Here is a 20836-nt window from a genome sequence, read left to right on the forward strand (position 1 = left end):
ATTGTGGCATAGTTGTACTTTTTACAACTTTAGCCATAAGCAATACTAAAAACACTAAAAACAGGATGAAAAACTTTTTTATACAAACAAATCCTTTTGTAGTCCCTACCGAGGACGGAAAACTGATTGAGGAACATTTCGGCAAAGCATCTGACGGCGGAGCAAACATATCTATAGCCCATATGATGGCACCACCGCAATGGAGCGAACCGCATCAGAAACCGGAATTTGACGAATATACTTATATAATAAAGGGGCGAAAGCAGTTTATTATTGACGGAGAAATGATTGTGCTTGAAGCGGGGCAATCTATAAAAATAAGTAAAGGGGCAAGAGTGCAGTATAGCAATCCGTTTGATGAACCCTGCGAGTATATAGCTATATGTATGCCTGCTTTTACTATAGAGGGAGCAAACAGGGAAAGTGAATAACGATTATTTTTGTGCTAATAGTTTCAAAATCATATTTTCTACCGCTTCGGAATCCCATATCTCATGGATATTATCCATTTGCATTACCTCCTCCATAATAGCCTTTTGTTGGTCGCCCAATGCAAGCGCCTCACTATAAGGTCTGTGGCTAAATGTTACCCGGCTGTATAGTGGTATCCATTTGTCGGGATATTTTTCGGAAAAGTGTTTCTCTATTTTTTTCTGCAAAAGAAAGTTTTCATCTGCGGTTTTAGAGCTCATCTCCATAAAGTTTCGGTACGATAGCTCGGCTATGGCATCTGTATCAGGTTTACGGCTGTTTTCATATTCTTTAAAAATACGTTCCCAGTCATCCCCATACTCCTGCATCAGTTGGTTTAATACTGTAATATCTTCAAAACCGGCATTCATACCATGACCATAAAAAGGTACTATGGCATGGCAGGCATCGCCTATAAGCGCAACTTTATCACTATACGTCCATGGGTAGCATTTCATGGTAACCAGTGTACTGGTGGGATTTTTGAAAAAGTCTTCTACCAGCTTGGGTATTACATCTATGGTTGAAGGAAAATGTTCCTCAAAAAAGCATTTCAGCGTTTCTTTATCTTTAAGGGTTTCGAATGATTTTTCGCCTTCAAGCGGCATAAATAATGTACAGGTAAAACTACCGTCAAGGTTGGGTAGCGCTATAAGCATAAAGTTATTTCTGGGCCAAATGTGAAGCGAATTTTTGTCGAGTTTATGTGTGCCATCTTCATTCGGCGGAATATTAAGTTCTTTATAACCCAAACTTAAAAATTCCTGAGAATAATTGAACATGCTTTGTCGCTGCATTCTGTGCCTTACTCTCGAAAAAGCACCATCGGCACCAAAAACCATATCATAATCCAGACTTCCCCATTCGCCCTGCTCCGTTTCTCCTGTATGCAACGTAGCGGTAGCCATTGTTACATCCCAAATTTTTGTTTCGAAAAAGAAGGTAACGCCCTCTGCTTCTGCCAGCGAAATCATTTTCCTGTTAAGCACTCCGCGAGATATGGAATAGATACTCTCGCCTTCCTTGCCATAGTATTGATAATTGAGGGGTTGCCCTACAATGTGTATGGCTCGTTTATCCATTGGTATAGCTATCTTTCGCACTTCGTCGCCAAGACCAAGATTGTCTAATGCCCTCCAACCGCGATGGGACATAGCCAGATTTATGGAACGTCCGGAAAACTCTATTGTTCTGATGTCCTGACTGCGATCAAAAACATGTACTGTATGACCTGCTCTTTTGAGATATATTGCCAGTAGCGAGCCTACAAGCCCTGAACCTACTACTGCAATTTTTAAGGGAGTTTGCATGAAAAATATTGTAATACCCTACAAAAGTACTCAATTAAAAAAATATTATCCTTAGTTTATATGATTAATTTAAGGCATATTATTTTTATTAAGAAAATATTAGCTGCTAAAACATTCTTAATTTATTAACAACTACCCTTGTATTTACATAACTTTATATTACTAACATTAAAAAACATTATTATGAGAGATTTAATTTGGCTAATTATTGTAATTCTTATCATTGGGTGGCTGGTAGGTTTTTTTGGTTTTGGAGAATCTGTAGGCTATCTGATACACGTTTTACTCGTGCTGGCAATTATCGGTATTTTGTATAGGCTTGCTGTTGGCAGGAGACCTTAACAAACTTCAGTTGCATAAAAATAAAAAATCCCTTATGAGGGATTTTTTATTTTTATATCATTTTTATTAAAACTTAACATTTGCTTAAGTTTGGCTTCTTCATTTAATTTTCTTTATACATAAGCGTTAAAACAAGTATTACTATTAAAAACAATACTATGTTTAATCGCCTCTTTTTAATTTTATACTTATTAAGTTCTCTGTCCTTAAAGGCTCAATATGTTAACATTACTGATACTATAGTATCAAAAAATTCAAAATTTTCGTTAAAACAACTGGCTATACCTGTTGCACTTGTAGGGTATGGTGTTGTAGGTATTGAAAGCGATGGTCTTAAAGGCATAAACAGCGAGATTAAGGAAGAGTTGAACGAAAACATTGACGATAAAATAACTATTGACGATTTTTCGCAATATGCTCCATTCGTTTCAGTATATGCTTTGAATGCAGCCGGTATAAAAGGTAAAAACAATTTTATGGACAGGACTACAGTTATTGTTACGTCTTACCTTATTGTTGGTGGCACGGTAATGGGGCTAAAATCATTAACAAGGGTTAAACGTCCTGATGGCAGCTCCAGAAACTCTTTCCCATCGGGACATACTGCAACAGCTTTTGCAGGGGCAGAATTTTTGTGGCAGGAGTATAAAGACGTATCGATATGGTATGGCATTGCAGGGTATGCAGTAGCATCAGGCACCAGTTTGTTCAGAATGTATAACGACAGGCATTGGCTTACCGATGTAGCTGCCGGCGCGGGTATTGATATTTTAAGTACAAAAATTGCTTATTGGGTTAACCCCTTTATAAAAGAAAAAATTTTCAGGACGAAAACAGAAGAAAGTAAAACCTCTATGTCATTTATCCCTTTTTACAATGGAGAACAGGCAGGTTTTGGGGTAGCGGTCACTTTTTAGCATTATAAACAATAAGATATTAATAACAAAAAAGCGTAACTATTGTTAGTTACGCTTTTTTGTGACCCCGAAGGATTCGAACCCCTAAATTCAGATAAATCATAAAAACACTAAATGCATTTATTTTCAATACTTTAAATGTTTTGTATTCATTTCAATTTATCAAAATTCAATTAAATTCACGTTTCGTTTACTAAATGTTGACTAATTTATTATATCCGTTTTAATTATAATAACGTAAAATAAAATATAATGGCTAAGATAAAATTTTTACTTCAAAGCAAAAGCGACACTTGAAACATTTATATACGCCATTCCAAACAGGTCAACAGTTTTAAAACGTAAAACTGGATTTATTATTAGCGCCAAAGATTGGAGCGTGGATAAATCTCAACCAAAAATGGGAAGATCGGATTTAAAAATAATAAAATCAAAACTCGATAAATTAGCTACATTTATAAATGATGCCCATAATGAGGGAGTCAGTAAAGGAATCGAATTTACAGGTGAATGGTTGCAATTACAAATAGATATCTTCAACAATAAAATTGAAATTGTTGAGCTTGATGTACTCACAAACTACATTGATAAATACATTGCAGAAGCACCTTATAGAACCAATCAGAAAAAAGAAATTGGTTTGAGTTTGGGGCGAATTGGAAATTTAAAAAAAATTACATTAGTACAAAAAGAGACAGCTAAAAACGGAACAAAATGAAGTTTTAGTAACCGGTAAAGGCTTGTAATTCAACAATAATAAAGCATTACAAAGAAGGGCAAAACGGAAAATAATAACGAATAGTATAATGCTAAACCAACCTTATACGAGGTTATGAAATATGGGACTAAAATATTTACCGAACCTGATATAAAGAAAAAGGTCAAACCAACTCATATCAAATATATGTATCAGCACTATATGTTATACTTACAACAATAAAAGGCAAACGCATTTTTGAACACTTTGGATTTAACGCTGAAGAAAGTAAAAAGTAATCCTAAAATACCCCCCAACCCTTTACCGATCATAAACAATGGGAATTTAGCCCTAAACTATCCGATTGGCAAGATGTTGATACTAATGAGGTACTAACGTGCTATAAACACCCAACCCCAACTTACGGCGATACTGTCAACTTGTATTCATTTGATTTCTAAGTAAGAAGTTTGCCTGTACACGAAAAAATCAATAGTTAATAAATATGATTGTATCAAAAATGTATTGAAGTCAACACAATTATTAACACACCCTTAACGTTATTTACTTGTTAAATATTTGTCAAAATCTTTAGTTTTAGCACTTTCTTAAAAATCCAACCAATGAAACAATTATTTTTAAGCTCATTACTTTTATTTTCTATTGCCGTTCTTGGGCAGTCCGGTTCCAACAACAAGCAGGCACCTACATTACCTGAAATTATCCCACCATCGCCAACCGTGGCGAATTTAATGACATTTGAAGAGGTTCCTGTTGATTATTATACAGGTCAGCCAGATATATCTATTCCCATTTATTCCAAAAAATTAAATGGAGACATGACTTTACCTCTTGCTTTGAAATATAATACACAAGGAGTCAGGGTAGCTTCAAGATCCGGGTGGACAGGTACCGGCTGGTCGCTTGAAGCCGGAGGGAGTATCTCTCGGACAGTTAGGGGTACGGCAGATGAGGCTTATAAAAGAGCTATAAACGGAGATGCTACTATACAAACGGGAATTTATAATTTACCCCATGATGAGTTTTTTCTATATAATACCATGCCTACTGATCTTAAACAACGATATGCCTGGAATGCTAAAGGTACAAGCCAAAATGTATATGATTCCGAATTAGATCTTTACCAATTTAGCATATTGGGTGCAACAGGCAGATTTGTGATTGTTAAAGAACTGGGGATGTTAAAAGCAAAGCTTTTAACAAAAGACCAGAATGTAGCTATAGAAGTTTTTTATACCGAACAAATTATAACAGATGGTGGTACTGGCACTATAACAGGAGTAACAAGTATAGACGGATTTTCTATAACTGACGCTAACGGTTATAAATATCGTTTCGGAAATACACCCTATAATAGTAATACAAATGCTGTAGAAGTGACTACATCTAAACCAGTATCCAGCAGTATACCCCAAGTAGGCGAAGGCGCTCCTGATTTCATTTTATATAACCGTACTACAGTTTGTAATTCGGCATGGCATCTCACCTCTATTAATGCGAACAATGGAGAAGAACTGGTAAATTTTACCTACACTGCGATTTCAGAAGAATATCGTGAATTACCGGTACATACATATTACAACATTACGCCTCATCCGGGCACAAGCCATTATTTTACTCCATCGGGATCGCCCGCGGTAAGCGAGGCCAGCATAGCTTTTAACAGTTCGATGACTTTTCCAAAATATACTTATTCGCAGTCAACAACAACAGTACAAACAAAAAAACTCTCTCAAATATCATTCAGGGACAAAACCTATATAAAGTTTGATTTTACAGGAGGGCACCCCGAGTATGAAGAAGGTGGTATTACCCTGAAAAGTATATCCTTACACAAGAGCAGTTCCCCTAATAAATGGAAAACATTTACTTTCGCATATAGTACCATTAATTCAAGGTTATGGCTTGATAAAGTAACAGAGGCAACGGTTCACTCACCTACAGACCCTAACCATAGCTTAGATTATAAATTAGAATATGTTTCTAAGGACTTACCTTCGTATGGTGCGGGAGATAAATGGGGTTTTAAAGGTGTTACATCAACACCCACTACAACCGCTTCTGAGTATCGTGAAGCTTTCAAAGACGGTGTCTTAAAAAGAATCGTTTATCCCACAGGAGGAGTAAAAGATTTTGAATTCGAATCACATACCTATTCTTATGAAGGGCCAAACTTAATTTCGAAAACATATACAGACTATTTACCGATAAATCGTGGTGCAAGCCAAAATACACAGCAGACATTTGAAGTCCTTAATAATACCACGACACCATCCTCCCCACTTTCTTTTTCATTACAAGAAAGCCAAACAGTATCTATAGATGTAAATGTGCAGGAAGGCACAGCTTACAAACAATATTTTAGCGTGAAAATAGACGGTCAATATTACCTGATTTCTGATATTTCAGGTGGAACAATCACAACAGGACTAAGCGCAGGGAGCCATACCATAACAGTAATTAGTAATGGTTATAGCCCCGTACTTGGCGCGCCTCAACCCCCTCCAGGTGCGTACATAAGGGTTCATTTAAAAGTAAATTACCAAGGGCCAAGACCTGTCGGATGGTACTATAAAAGATATGCATTGGGGGGAGGGTTACGTATAAAATCAATTATTTTTAGGGAAAATGAAAATACTACCGATTCAGAAAAAACCATATCCTATTATTATAACACCCCATATGATGCTGAGAGTGCGGAAAACATAGAAGGAAATATTACTATGTTACCTGAACTCGAACCAACAGGTTCTATTCTTCAACCTATAGGTCAGGGAGATCCATTTGACCCTAATATACTCTCATCAGGAGCTACAGACGGAAGAGCAGGAGGTCTTGGATGTGAATATACTGTACAAGATGAGACTTTTGTAAAGAGTCCATTAAATGGTAATTGTGATGTAGCAACCTTAAACTTTACGGTCAGTACCACCCAACATCACAATCAGTTAACCAAAGGCTCATTTGTAAATTATAAGCACGTCAGAGTTCGTGAAACAGGTAAAGGCTACACCTATTATCAGTATCAAACGCCGCAAGATGAAGATGTAAGCGATACTTATGGAAGATGCAAATATCCGTTTAATGAATTAGAAAACATAGACTATAAAAGAGGATGGCTTTTAAAGAAACAAGTTTTTAATGAGCAGAACCAACTATTAGTAGAAGAAATCAATACCTATGAGCTTAGAGAGGAGAATATAGTAAAAACACGCCCGGTAAGTAGTACTACCTGTGCTTGGCTTAAACTATACGATACTTATGAGCAATATGCCGGAACCCTATATAGTATCGAACAGGATTGTTATGGAAACTATTCCATACCGCCAAATTGCGGGGCATTTCCTTTATCGATGTCGGATTATAAGTGGTTAGTAGCAGGCTCAGCCCCGTTAAAAACTAAAATCAAGAAAGAATATTTTATTGACGGGACAGAAGTAGCAATGACGCAAACACAGACTGATTATGAATATAATCCGGTAAATTATCAAGTAAGCAGCGAAACCGTAACGGTTGGTGAAGGAACAGAAACCGTAACTTATAAAACAGAATATCAATATCCTGTTGGGGGCTATACAGCTTCATTGTTTACCACACAAGAAAATAGTACAATCGGACTTATGGTAAATCACCACCATGTCATTAATAAACCTATAGTAACTGCCACATACAGAAATAATGACCCCCTTCAAAAAACAATAAATAAATACACAGTAGTATCGGGACTGCCGGTACTAAAAGAAATAGAAACATTGAAAGGTAATATAACCACTCTTGGTGAAGACAGAATTGTATATCATGAATATGATGATTTCGGTAACCCGCTGGATGTATCGATGAAAGACGGAACCCACGTCAGTTACATATGGGGATATAATAATACTTTCCCTGCTGCTAAAATAGAAGATGTCGCCTATAACGATATACCAAGTACACTTATAGAAAATATAATAAATGCTACAAATCCCGTTGGTTTTTCCGAGTCTAATCTGATTGCTGCTCAGGATGCGTTGCGTGCCTATTATGAGCAGCCGGGTTCAACAGTAATGGTAACAACGTTGGTATATGAACCGACAAGAGGAGTAGTAACTTCTGTTACCGACCCAAGAGGAGATATACTAAGATATGAATACGATAACTTAGGAAGACTTTTAACGGTAAAAGATAAAGACAATTACCTTCTTTCAAGAAACGAGTACCATTACAGAACAGAGCAGTAATACATCCAATTTTAAAAAACGAAAGACATGAAAAATCTAATATATATTGTAGCAGTACTATTTCCGTTCTTAGTTCAGGCGCAAATACAATCTCCTACACCAACAGAAAATTACGTTCTTACTTATACTTATAATAATCCCAACACAACTACATCCTATTCAGATCCTGTTGATACTACTGCCACCAAGATTAACATAACCTACCTTGACGGGCTTGGTCGCCCAAAACAACAAATTGCAGCCAGAGCTTCGGGAAACGGTAAAGATATTATTACCCATATAGAATATGATGCAAACGGAAGGCAGGCAAAGCAATATCTTCCGTACGCTTCAGAGGGACATAACTTTGAATATGACCCCAATGTTTTGATGAAGACACAAGCTTTTTACAATAGCTCCAAATACGACCATACCACCAACCCTTACAGCCTTACTTTTTTTGAAGGTTCTCCCCTCGATAGAACAACCAAGCAATCTGCTCCCGGAGAAGCATGGGAAGGGATGGAAGATACCGACAATAATGTGGATAACGACGGAGACCACACCGTAAAGTTTAAATACGAACTCAACAAAGCCTACGAAGTACGACGCTTTGAAGTAAACTTTGAAACGACAAACGGAATAGAAGATACCGAAAAAACGCTTTTGAGTTATAAAAATTATTATGCTGCTAATCAATTATACAAAACCATAACCAAAGACGAAAACTGGATACCTGCCGACGGTAAAAACAAAACAACCGAAGAGTTTAAAGACAAACTGGGCAGAATAATTTTAAAAAGAACCTATGCCGACAGCCAGCCCCATGATACCTACTATGTATATGACAGGTTCTCCAACCTTACCTATGTAATCCCCCCCCTTGCAGCTGATGCAATCGTAGAAGCAACATCAACCCTGCTGGTGCCGGGAGTAAACTTTGGGTGGACAGTATTAAGCGAAGTAAATCAGCAACTGGCTCTTGATTATGATAAGTATTTACAAGCCTATGATAATAGCGAAATTTTAAACCTTGATTTGTTAGATAAGTACGGAGGGCAGGGCGGTTTCTCTGTAGCACCGCAGCAAGACGGCACACTAACCCTGAGCATTAACATTGCCACGGCAAGCCCCATGCCCTACCGTACAGGCTATATAATAGATGTTAAGCCTTATGGCACATTTCAGGATACCGAATTAGGAAGAATATCAGGAACAAACAGTGAAGGGAAATATTACGAATATACTTTCTTTGTACGGGAGAGTAAATTATATGTAGAGGGTAATGGCGAAAAAGTACCCTCTGTAAACACAACCTTTAACAGTGCCCAACAATTATCCTATTCCAGAAACTACCCCTGGACAGCGTTTTGTAAGGCCGACCCTGTTGTGGCACAAAAATATGAACAGGATGTAGCAAAACTGGACAACAGTGAGATACTTACCACTTATATCCCAAATGATTACGGGGCTATGGGCGGTATTGCCGTATCCGTTAGCGAAGACGATATTGTAACCCTATCCATAAACCTGTCATCAACAACACCGTTAGAACTCATTCAGGGCAATGTGATACAGCTACCCCTACAGCGCAGCCTGCCCGATACCGAGTTTGGCGTACTGAATGGCAACGGCTACAACTACAACATATCCATCCGGGACAACAATGTACTGATAAGCAATGGCAACGGAGGAGCAGTAACCAACCTGAACTATTACGGCAGCCTGCAAAACAAAGTAACCCACAAAGTAGTGCTAAGCACACTAAACGGGCTGTGCTACATCTACCATTATGACAGCCGTAACCGCGTGGTAGAAAAACACATACCCGGCGCGGGCTGGACACACATTGTGTATGACAAGCTGGACCGCCCTGTACTTACGCAGGACGAAAACCAGAGGATAGATAAAAAATGGTTGTTTACAAAGTATGACCCCATAGGGCGTGTAGCCTATACAGGAGAATATTTAAGCTCTGCCAATGACAGACATGATATAAAAACCGCTGTGGCAGGCAATGCCGATTTGTTCGAAACACGTGCTGCCGAACCTTTTACCGGCGGAGGTACTGATATAAATTACAGCAACAAAATTTTTCCGATAGATGATATACACGTCTTAACAGTAGCGTACTATGATGATTATGATTTTGAAAAATCGGGTATAACAGTACCTACCGCACCGCCTTCTCCGGGTTATACCACAGCAACCAAAGGGTTGGCTACAGGAGGCAAGGTAAGGGTGCTGGACGGTAACCTTACCGATGATACTGCAAGTAACTGGGTGGTATCGGTATCGGCATATGATGAAAAAGCAAGACCCACCTGGAGCCATACCAAAAACCAGTACTTGGGTACGGAGGATATTGCCCGAAATTCACTCGATTTTATAGGGCAGCCTGTATATACCATAAGCAAACACATCAGGGCAGGTTTACCCGATATAAATCTTAAAGATGAATATTTATATGATAATCAGAGTAGATTAACAGAGCATAAGCAATCTGTTGTTTTAATCTTGCCATCCGGAACAGATGCCGATATTGCTACACAGGTAATAGCCGAAAACCATTATGACGAACTGGGCAGGCTACACCAAAAAGGCGTGGGCGGAAAAATTTCGGACGAGTTGCGACTGCAAACCGTAGATTATACCTACAACATACGCGGATGGCTACGCGAAATAAACCATCCTGACGAGGCTTTATCCAACGACCTTTTTGCCTTTAAAATAAACTATAATGAGCAGGAAGATGCCGATGCCACAGGGCTGTATAACGGCAACATAAGCGAAACCTACTGGAGGAGTAAAACCGATAATAAAAAGCGTGGCTACTATTACCACTACGATGCTATGAACCGCCTAACCGAGGCACAGTACATCAATGTAGGCAACTATACCCTTGTAGATTACCCCACGGAAATAGAAGACTATACTACCCAAAACATACTGTATGACAAAAACGGTAACCTGATACGCCTGCACAGAACGGGCTTAACGGCTGCCAACACGATAGACAGGATAGACATGCTAAACTATACCTACCTGCCCAACAGTAACCGCCTGAAAGCGGTAGCCGATGAGGCAGATATTGTAAAAGGCTTTAGGGACGACACGAATAACAACACGATGGATTATGACTATGACCTGAACGGCAACATGACCAAAGACCTGAATAAAGGCATAGGCACACAGAGCACTAAGGGTATAACATATAACCACCTGAACCTGCCGGTACAGGTAACCTTTAGCGGCAGCCAAACCGGTACGGTAAACTATATATATGATGCCACAGGGGCAAAAATGCAAAAAAAGGTAGTAGATAACGGCAACGTAACCGTTACCGACTATGCCAACCGATTTATATATGAAAACGGAGTATTAAAATCCTTTAGTCACCCTGAGGGGTATGTGAGAGTACCCGAACCTGACAATGATGAATACCATCCGGATAAATTTGATTATATTTACCAGTACAAAGATCATTTGGGTAACGTAAGGCTCAGTTATGCCGATGCTAATGGTAATGGATTAATAGACGATGCCCAGCAGTTTAACGATGGTTTTGAAAGCCAAAGCGGCTGGACAAGCGACACCGACAGTCAATATACGGCATGGAATTTATCTGATTATGACAGTTACAACACCCATACAGGCAACTATTCCGGCAGGATAGATAACCCGGGCAGTACTGAGAAATTTGTGCACAGTAGCTACTGGATGCCGATTAATAATAGCGTAGCCACGCAATATACCTTTTCGGCATGGGTATATTCTGACGGTCCTACGGCAGACTTGTACCTGTTTATGAAAGAGCAGGGTGAAGACGATTATTATACACTGGTAGCCTATGCCGTTACACCGGCAGGAGTGCGGGGGCAATGGGTAAAAATACAGGCAACGGTATCGGTACCCGCTCATATCAAAAAGCTGAACCTGAGGATAGATAATAATGGTGGCGGTACGGTATGGTTTGACGATGTAGAACTGAAAAAAACAAGCGGTACTACCGGTATTACCAGCGAGATAATAGAAGAGAACAACTATTATGCCTTTGGGATGAAACATGAAGGGTATAATAATGTAGCAGTATCATCTGACCCTGCGCTAAAGTATAAGTACAACGGCATGGAATTGCAGGATGAGATGGGACTTGACTGGTACGACTATCAGGCAAGGAATTATGACCCTTCATTGGGTAGATGGTTCAATGTTGACCCGCTGGCGGAAACATCGAGAAGGTACTCGCCATATACCTATTGCCTTGATAACCCTATTTATTTTATTGACCCTGATGGGATGGAAGCGGAAGACTCAGCAGTTGATATGGAAAGTGAAATGGAAGAGGGAATAGGTGACCCTCCTCCAAAATCGAAGGGTCCCGCTGGGGCTTATACTCCTTCTGCTAAAACAAAATCATATTTTGATAAAGCAAGCGATTTCTTTAGTGAAGTTGTTGAGGCTAGTGCTGGTCTTTCAATTGGGCTTCAAGGAGGGGTTGAAGGAACAGTTGGACCAGTAAAGGTTGGAGCAGAAGCTAGCCTTATATCTGCTGATTTGGAAACTAATTCAGATAATCTAGTCAAAGCAGAAATCACAGGACCTTCTGTAGGTGCTAGTGCTTCGATTGGAGATGCAAAAATTGGTGCTACTTCGCCGTCAGGCTCTCGTGTAGTGGAAGTTAGTCATGATTTAGATGTAAAAAGTCATGAAGTTAGTAAAAAAGGGTCGGTTGTTGGGACTTTAGGCAAAAAGAATTTAGAACTTAAGTCTTCTGGAACAGTAGCTGTTAAAGTAAAAGCACCTTTATTTAAAGCAAAAGTTAGTGTAAACTTATACAATGCAGCTAAAGGAGTTGAAAACTTTGTTAAAGGAGCTGCGAGCTATTTAGGAGACGTTATTAATAATCTTAGTGATGATTAAAAAAATTATAGAAAAATATTCGGCTAAACAGAAAGATTTATTCAAAACATTTTTTATAACTTTTCTATTTGGCTGTATACCTTTTGCCATATTACATATAATCCTTAATTTGTGTGGAATAATACCCGTAAACTTTAATGGACAAAAAGTATACGGTTTATTGGGTGTATTAGTAATATTAATGTTTCTACCACTGATTGCTTTGTTATTTACTGTTATTATATGGCTTTATTTTATGATTGGCAATTTATTGCTACGACTTCTAAAGAAACTATTTTATGGATAAAAAGATTTTACTGTTAATTATATTTTTTTGCTTTAATATGAATGCTCAGAAGAAAATTGAGAATTCTTATTACAGATTGATTATACCACATAATACAGAAGTTGAATTGTTTGAAAATACTCATGAAAAGTTAGCGAATATAGATAGCTATAAATTTTTCAGTAATTCCAAACCAAAATATATTCTATTTATGATGTCTAATAAACTGGAAGAGTCAGTAGATGTTGAAATGGATAATTATAAGGATTTTATATTTGATATTGAAGATATTGATGTTGTTAAAGCTGATAATTTTAATACTTTTATTAAAATTTATTTCAATTATAAAAGCAATAACATTATTAAGGGGGTTTTATATATAGATACTAGAAATGATATATTGGATAGATTTTTATTTATGTTCCCAAATGAGAAGCATTTAGTTAAGTTTGAATCTGAAATTGATATCATGATAGATAATATCAATTATATTAAGGATTATTGGTGGTGATGTAGAGGTAACGGTTAATGCAGGATATGGCAGAAAAGTAACCAGAAGTTCGGCTACTTTTGGGATAGGTGGTTTTGGAGGTACAATAGGATTAACCAAGTCAGGAGAGGAGAAAGTCAATAGTATGTATATGACTGAGGTTGGAAAGCAAATAGCTGATCAGCAATCCGATAAATTAATAGGTGGGGATTACGATGGTCAAAGTTTTAGTGAAATTGAGTATAAAAAATCATTTTTAGACTATTTTAATATGAAAGACGGAGATATCAGAAAATTAAAAGTAGAGCATAAAGATTTTGGAGGGACAGGAGGTGTTTATTCTCAAATTAGAGATGGTAAAAGTTCAGAAGCATATTATGCAAAATTAGTGGGCGCGTTATTAGGAGTTTCAGATGCTTCTACCTTGAAGGGTAAATTAAAACCACTTTTAACAAAAAGTCCAGCTAATTTTATTATGGGAGGATATTTATATTTAATAGGTAATCAAGATGCTGCAAATGTAAAAGCAATTAATGCTATAAAAGACAGATATGACAGTATTTCTGGAAATCAAGGGGTTTACTTTATTGAGAAAACTACGACTCAAGGAAATCGAATGGGAGGAATTAATTATTCTCATCATTTAGATGTTTATGATGTTTCTAATCGTCAGCATTTAGGTACACTTAAGACATACTACTAAAGTGAAAAAAGCTATAGGAATATTGTTTATAGTATTATTTATAACATACTTTTATTTAAGTCGTTTAGTTTCTTCTCATACAGGAATAAACTTAAATATTTTTATTAATAACTTAAGTTTTTTTTATGATCTTTTCTTATTCATTATAATATTTATTTTAATACCTAAAATCATAGGTCCAAAAATAACTTTTAGGATTTATTTATTTTTATTATTTATAATGAATATTATATTGATAGCGATAATGTTTAGGAATAGATAATGTATTTGATTAAATTAATTGCTGTGATAGAGATTATAGATGAAATAAGCTTAAAAATAGTATTTCTCTTAATACTATTTTATTTGATTAAATTAATATTTAGATTATTAAATATTAAGATGAGTGATAGTAAAATTGTGGGATTATTACTGATTGGTTTAATGATTTACTCTATTATATTGTTTTTTTTAGTTTAAGGAGGGGTAATGTATCAGATTAGGGTTTCGTTCTTATTTTTACTGTAAATCATTGAAAAACAATGCTACAAAAAGATTATTATATAAAAAAAGAGGCAGTATAATAATAGCCTCTGTTATTTTTGACGTCTCTAAGAGCCTTAAAATGTTTTTATTTAATCTTGATGTATCAAAATAGGGCATGGAAATAAACTGTAGATATTTTAGACTAACAGCAGTTTAACGATGGTTTTGAAAGCCAAAGCGGCTGGACAAGCGACACCGACAGTCAATATACGGTATGGAATTTATCTGATTATGACAGTTACAACACCCATACAGGCAACTATTCCGGCAGGATAGATAACCCGGGCAGTACTGAGAAATTTGTGCACAGTAGCTACTGGATGCCGATTAATAATAGCGTAGCCACGCAATATACCTTTTCGGCATGGGTATATTCTGACGGGCCTACGGCAGACTTGTACCTGTTTATGAAAGAGCAGGGTGAAGACGATTATTATACACTGGTGGCCTATGCCATTACACCGGCAGGAGTGCGGGGGCAGTGGGTAAAAATACAGGCAACAGTATCCGTACCCGCACATATTAAAAAGCTGAACCTGAGAATAGATAATAATGGTGGCGGTACGGTATGGTTTGACGATGTAGAACTGAAAAAAACAAGCGGTACTACCGGTAGTACCAGCGAGATAATAGAAGAGAACAACTATTATGCCTTTGGGATGAAACATGAAGGATATAATAATATTACCACAGCTACCGACCCTGCGTTGAGATATAAATACAACGGCAAGGAATTGCAGGATGAGATGGGACTTGACTGGTACGACTATCAGGCAAGGAATTATGACCCTTCATTAGGACGTTGGTTTAATATAGACCCGTTGGCTGAAACAAGTAGGAGATATTCGCCATACACCTACGCTCTCGATAACCCTATTTACTTCATTGACCCTGACGGGATGGAGGCAGAATCTTCCAGTGTGGATATGGAAACGGAACTTGATGGAGGAGAAGATTGGTATAAGAAGGATGGGAATATTGTTTATGATAAAAATATTAACTCTCAGAAGGATTTAAACGATGCAGGAATTAAAGGTGAATATCTATTTGAAGAAGGAAGTATGGGAGGTTATGATAATGACCAAAATCTTCAAGGTAGCTATCAATTAAATTCTGACGGTTCAGTTTCTGTTGAAGGCAAAGAAGTAGCTTCATCTGGTTTTGAAGAGATAAGTTTTGATGACTTTAGTGTCTTTGGCTCTACAGAAGCATCTCAAAATGGTTCTCATAAGTCAGATATGAATATGGCGGGACCAGTATTATTAGCAGCAGGGCAGCCAATTAAGGCTCTAAAACCTATTGGTGCGCTTGGTTCAAGTAAAGGCTCTTCAGTTGCTTCCTATGTATTATCTAAAGCCTTACCTCAAAAATTACCTTTTAGAATGATGGGCTCAACGGTATTAGGACGTGGATTAGGTAGATTAATACCAGCTGTAGGAATGGGATTGATAATTTATGAAGCTGCTACAGATAAAATGCTTGACCCAGCAATACAAGGTCCTCATGATATGCAAAAAGATATCAATGAAGGAAAATTGACCCCAACTAAAATGATTAAAAAATATTCTTGCTTTGTTAAAGGTACAAAGGTTCAGATGGCAGACGGAAAAGAAAAAAATATTGAGGATATTGTTATTGGGGATAAAATACTGAGCGTAAATATTGAGCGAATGTATATTGAACCAGATTTAGTAATTGATATTCCCAATACAAATAAAAAATACAAAGAAATAAAGGCAGAGTTCAGTAATGGAATTGTCAATCACTTCTCACCAGCTCATCCTTTTTGGGTAAAAGGAAAGGGTTGGGCTGTATATGATACTGAGGAAGCTGAAAGTGAATTGGAATTTAAGGTTTCTAAATTAGAGAAAGGAGATGTAGTACTATTTTTAAGTGATGGTAATCTTATTGAAGTTAGTATTACGATATTAGAACCCACAGGAAGGACTGTGGAAATGTTTAATGTTGAATTTGTTAAAAAGAATCATACATTCTTTGCAAACGGAATTTTAGTACATAATAAAAGAATTAATTAATGAATAAAGAAAAGCATTTAGACGAAGTACGAAAGTTCATAATTGAAGAACGTGGTAGGTATCGTTTTGAACTGCAAGATTACCATTCTTTACAATCGGACTTAGGAATATACGGAATGGATGCATCTGAGTTTATTATGAATTTTAGTAATAAATTTGGAGTTGATGTATCAAGTTTTGATGTGGATAAATACTTTAGACCAGAAGGTTATGGCTATACAGATGAAGGTTATTCTGAATTAACTATTGCAGACTTAATTATGTCTTTAGAAACAGGGGTCTTATCATAGGGGTAATGTATCAGATTAGGGTTTCGTGGTAATGTATCAGATTAGGTGTTTGTTCTGATTTTAATTGTAAATAACTACTATGCTTTTGGTATGAAGCATGAAGGATATAATAATGTAGCGGTATCATCTGACCCTGCTTTGAAATATAAGTACAACGGTAAGGAGCTGCAAGATGAGATGCAGTTAGACTGGTACGACTACCAAGCCCGTAATTATGACTCTGCATTGGGCAGGTGGTTTAATATTGACCCTTTGGCAGAAACATCAAGGAGATATTCACCCTACAGCTATTGCCTTGATAATCCTATTTATTTTATTGACCCAGATGGGATGATGGCTACAGACAGCGGTGTGGATGCAGAAACGAAGCTCGATAGTGGTGATGTAGAGGTGACAGCTGATGTGGGATATGGTAGAAAAGTAACTTCGAGAAGTGCTACTTTTGGAATAGGTGGTTCTGGAGGTTCTATAAGTTTAACCAAGTCAGGACAGGAGAAAGCTAATAATATGTTTAAAGCTGAAGTTGGCAGACAATTAGAATCAGAAATAGATAGACAAGTAGAAAATGTATATGGAAAAGAAAAAGCCAATGGTAGGGCACCAAAGACTCAGGAAACTTTAGACACAATGAGGAATAGTGTACCTATATTAAACGAATTATATTCGAAGGTAGGAAGTCCAAAAATAATTAATGGATGGAATGAAGATACCCAGGATGTTTATGATCCTTGGAAACATGAAGCAGTGGCAAGTACTATATTAGCAGACCCCCATCCAGGAAAGATGATAACTTCCGAAATTTACTTTTGGGGAGCAGCTTATGCATCTTATAAACAATTAGGTAGTACGATGTTACATGAATTTGGTCATGCTTCCTTTAATTATCATGGCTTCTATAGAGATAATTATTTTAAGATTGGGATAAAGAAAACCCTTGCATTGTCAGAATTATATGCACATCAGTTTGCAAATTATCATGGAGGTGTCCCCTTTGCAAATACAGCTTGGTATCAACAGAATTATATTTGGTATACTCAAAAAGACTAATTATGAAAATTAAAATCTTCGATATAATAATTATATTATTGATCTCATTTTATTCATGTAAAAATTTCAATGTGAATAATCAAACTAATAGAGAATTAAGTTCTGTAGAGTTAAGGATTCTCAATGATTCTATTGTAGCTTCAGGGTTGAATTATTTAGATCCTGGTGTAAAAAAACAAGAAGTTATAGATAATAATAAAGTAAATGTTCTTACTTATCAAATTATTAATAGAACAAATAAAAATCTATTATTTATTGTTGACCAAGATAATTTAATATACGACCAATTCGGCATAAAGGATTATGTCGATGAACAAACAGTTTCTGGTAATGATGTATATACAGCAGGGATTTTTTTTGATATTCGAGACTCCAAAAATAATCATACAAAATATTATTCTTTTTTAGGTAGCGATGAAAAGTTAAAGAATAATGAATTTATAGATAATGAGACTAAATTAAGATTGCAAGAATTAAATTATCCCATGACTAATAGAGCTGAGTATTCTGAATTAATAAGGAGAAACTCATTTATATTGCATCCTAATGAATATAAAGTTTTTCAGTATGTATTACGCCTTCCTTTAGAAAAAGAATCAAATAAATATAATGCTGTTGTGTCGGAATTTGATTTAGATGAATCAAAAAGATATAATTTTAAGCTACTATATTTTTGCGACTCTAAAGCTTTAAAACAAACATTGCCAAGTGTAAAATTGAAAGAATTGGAAGATAATGATATAGAAATATATGACGGTTTCTTAATTTCCGATGATATTCCAATAAAATTTAAATAGCTAAATACAAAAGCTAAAAGTGGTAATGTATCAGATTAGGGTTTTGCTATTATTTTTATTGTAAATAACTATTACGCCTTTGGAATGAAGCATGAAGGGTATAATAATGTAGCGGTATCATCTGACCCTGCTTTGAAATATAAATACAATGGCAAGGAGCTGCAAGATGAGATGCAGTTAGACTGGTACGACTACCAAGCAAGGAATTATGACCCTGCATTAGGCAGGTGGTTTAATATTGACCCACTTGCGGAAACCTCAAGAAGGTACTCGCCATATACCTATTGCCTTGATAACCCTGTGTATTTTATAGACCCCGACGGAATGGAAGCTACAGACAGCGGTGTGGATGCGGAAACTGAATTAGATGGAGGGGAAGAAGTTTATGATGTTGGCTATGGTAGAAAAGTAACAGCTAGAACAGCTACTTTTAAGATAGGTGGGTTTGGAGTACAAAAGGACGGAGGTGAAAGTACTGGCGTTAGAAAAAATGAAAAAGGGACATACGATGTTGTTGAGGCTAGTAATGATGGAAGCACAGATATTTATGATGTCGATACTGGCGAAGTGATAGGTCAATCAGAAAATCCATGGGATTTTATGAATACTAATGATAAGAATGGTAAGTTTACAACACCTGCAAAAGCGACAATTGATTTAAAGCATTTAAAAAATGGTAATGCGATTTTAAATTACTATGTTGATTTATGGAATACAATGATGACTACAATGTGTGGGTCGTCTGCAGTATCATTAATGTGTTTAGCTGCTACTTCAGCAAATGGAGGGATATTTGATATAAAAACATCAAGTATAGCAGATCAAGGCAGATATACCCCCGTTTCTTTTAATGGAAAAATTACAACTATGAGATATTTAGGAAATATGCTCTTCGGATCTAACTTACGCTCAATTAATAGGATGGCTATAGACCAAATATTCACGTCTCCTAAATCATTCTATAAAAGTGTGATGCCTACAATTGGTGGATATAATCAAAGTCAAAATAGTGGAAATGGATATAATTCAGGCTACCCTTTTTATGGTGAGCATACTTATTCAGGGACAGGAATATTTCAAGGCTATTTTGGCTATAAACCTTAAAATGATACGTTATGAATAAATTCGTTTATATTTTAATATTTGCTTGTTTCTCATGCAAAGACCCAAAATTTGTTAGGAAGAATGTTACAGATGGGAATATAGATATAAAGTGGTATTACTATAGTTATATCACTAACAAAAGTCCTGATATTGTTGAAGTGAGTAAAAATGATAGTATTGTAGAAATAATAAGAGCTGATGAGATTATTGTAGATATTCTCATAGAAGATAAGAATATTATTATTAAAACATTTGAAAATACATCAGCAGCTATTTATTCTGATTCAATTATGTCTGAAGTTTATGATTATAAAATTTTCATAGATAGTACATTACCTAAGTACGGTAAATATGATGTGCCAAGAAATGTTACTAAAGAATACTAATGGGTGATGTATCAGATTAGGTTTTCGTTCTTGTTTTTATTGCAAATAACTATTACGGTAATGTATCAGATTAGGGTTTCGCTCTGATTTTGATTGTAAATAACTATTACGCGGTAATGTATCAGAATAGGGTTTTGCTTTCATTTTGATTGTAAATCATTGAAAAACAATAGTGAAATAAGATTTTATATAAAAATAGAGGCAGTATAATAGCTGCCTCTGTTATTTTTGACATCTCTAAAAGCCTTAAAATGTTTTTATTTAATCTTGATGTATCAGAATAGGGCATGGAAATAAACTGTAGGTTTTGTAA

The 20836-nt window shown here is 36.3% G+C and carries 15 protein-coding genes and 1 pseudogene; 15 read left to right on the forward strand and 1 reads right to left on the reverse strand.

Translation table 11 applies throughout. The annotated features are described in order from the left end of the window. Window positions 1-65 precede the first annotated feature (65 nt). Window positions 66-431: a cupin domain-containing protein gene (locus E0W68_RS13735; protein WP_135220019.1), complete on the forward strand. Its 366-nt coding sequence runs from the start codon at window positions 66-68 to the stop codon at window positions 429-431. A gap of 3 nt (window positions 432-434) precedes the next feature. On the opposite strand, the gene E0W68_RS13740 is transcribed toward E0W68_RS13735, so the two are convergent. Further along, complete coding sequence (locus tag E0W68_RS13740; protein WP_135220020.1) at window positions 435-1781, reverse strand: FAD-dependent oxidoreductase; 1347 nt, start codon at window positions 1779-1781, stop codon at window positions 435-437. 183 nt (window positions 1782-1964) lie between these two features. Here E0W68_RS13740 and E0W68_RS13745 point away from each other — a divergent pair, with 183 nt between their 5' ends. The 14 genes and pseudogenes from E0W68_RS13745 to E0W68_RS13805 all read left to right on the forward strand — a co-directional run bounded on the left by E0W68_RS13745 (window position 1965) and on the right by E0W68_RS13805 (window position 20523). Then, on the forward strand, window positions 1965-2123 hold the full coding sequence (locus E0W68_RS13745) for a lmo0937 family membrane protein (protein ID WP_135220021.1): 159 nt from the start codon (window positions 1965-1967) through the stop codon (window positions 2121-2123). A 158-nt stretch (window positions 2124-2281) separates the two neighbouring features. Then, window positions 2282-3040 carry a phosphatase PAP2 family protein gene (locus tag E0W68_RS13750; RefSeq protein WP_135220022.1) on the forward strand — a complete coding sequence of 253 codons (759 nt, stop codon included), beginning with the start codon at window positions 2282-2284 and terminating at the stop codon, window positions 3038-3040. A gap of 379 nt (window positions 3041-3419) precedes the next feature. Further along, complete coding sequence (locus E0W68_RS13755) at window positions 3420-3758, forward strand: hypothetical protein (RefSeq protein ID WP_135220023.1); 339 nt, start codon at window positions 3420-3422, stop codon at window positions 3756-3758. 602 nt (window positions 3759-4360) lie between these two features. Next, the gene (locus E0W68_RS13760; protein ID WP_135220024.1) at window positions 4361-7978 is read left to right on the forward strand and encodes an RHS repeat domain-containing protein; all 3618 of its coding nucleotides are present in this window, start codon (window positions 4361-4363) and stop codon (window positions 7976-7978) included. Between the two features lie 27 nt (window positions 7979-8005). Then, a complete protein-coding gene (locus tag E0W68_RS13980; RefSeq protein ID WP_225990356.1) occupies window positions 8006-12880 on the forward strand; it encodes a DUF6443 domain-containing protein in 4875 nt (1624 codons plus the stop codon). Between the two features lie 278 nt (window positions 12881-13158). Next, a complete protein-coding gene (locus E0W68_RS13770; protein ID WP_135220025.1) occupies window positions 13159-13656 on the forward strand; it encodes a hypothetical protein in 498 nt (165 codons plus the stop codon). 130 nt (window positions 13657-13786) lie between these two features. After that, on the forward strand, window positions 13787-14338 hold the full coding sequence (locus tag E0W68_RS13775) for a hypothetical protein (RefSeq protein ID WP_135220026.1): 552 nt from the start codon (window positions 13787-13789) through the stop codon (window positions 14336-14338). A 689-nt stretch (window positions 14339-15027) separates the two neighbouring features. Further along, window positions 15028-15753, forward strand: a pseudogene (locus E0W68_RS14015) (RHS repeat-associated core domain-containing protein); the annotation flags it as partial. Between the two features lie 171 nt (window positions 15754-15924). Beyond that, window positions 15925-16899, forward strand: a complete 975-nt coding sequence (locus E0W68_RS14035) for a Hint domain-containing protein (protein ID WP_394346294.1) — start codon at window positions 15925-15927, stop codon at window positions 16897-16899. Further along, the gene (locus E0W68_RS13785; RefSeq protein ID WP_135220028.1) at window positions 16899-17189 is read left to right on the forward strand and encodes a DUF1493 family protein; all 291 of its coding nucleotides are present in this window, start codon (window positions 16899-16901) and stop codon (window positions 17187-17189) included. The genes E0W68_RS14035 and E0W68_RS13785 overlap by 1 nt, the downstream gene beginning before the upstream one ends. A 45-nt stretch (window positions 17190-17234) precedes the next feature. Next, entirely contained in the window at window positions 17235-18236 is a 1002-nt protein-coding gene (locus tag E0W68_RS13790; RefSeq protein WP_262712124.1) for an RHS repeat-associated core domain-containing protein, read from the forward strand. Between the two features lie 2 nt (window positions 18237-18238). Further along, window positions 18239-19033, forward strand: coding sequence for a hypothetical protein (locus E0W68_RS13795; RefSeq protein ID WP_135220030.1), 795 nt, complete (start codon window positions 18239-18241; stop codon window positions 19031-19033). A gap of 57 nt (window positions 19034-19090) precedes the next feature. Next, window positions 19091-20137 carry an RHS repeat-associated core domain-containing protein gene (locus E0W68_RS13800; RefSeq protein ID WP_262712125.1) on the forward strand — a complete coding sequence of 349 codons (1047 nt, stop codon included), beginning with the start codon at window positions 19091-19093 and terminating at the stop codon, window positions 20135-20137. Window positions 20138-20148: 11 nt separating this feature from the next. Further along, on the forward strand, window positions 20149-20523 hold the full coding sequence (locus tag E0W68_RS13805) for a hypothetical protein (protein ID WP_135220032.1): 375 nt from the start codon (window positions 20149-20151) through the stop codon (window positions 20521-20523). The last annotated feature ends 313 nt before the right edge of the window (window positions 20524-20836 follow it).

Origin of the sequence: Flavobacterium salilacus subsp. salilacus (assembly GCF_004634195.1) — a bacterium.
Lineage (GTDB): Bacteria > Bacteroidota > Bacteroidia > Flavobacteriales > Flavobacteriaceae > Flavobacterium > Flavobacterium salilacus.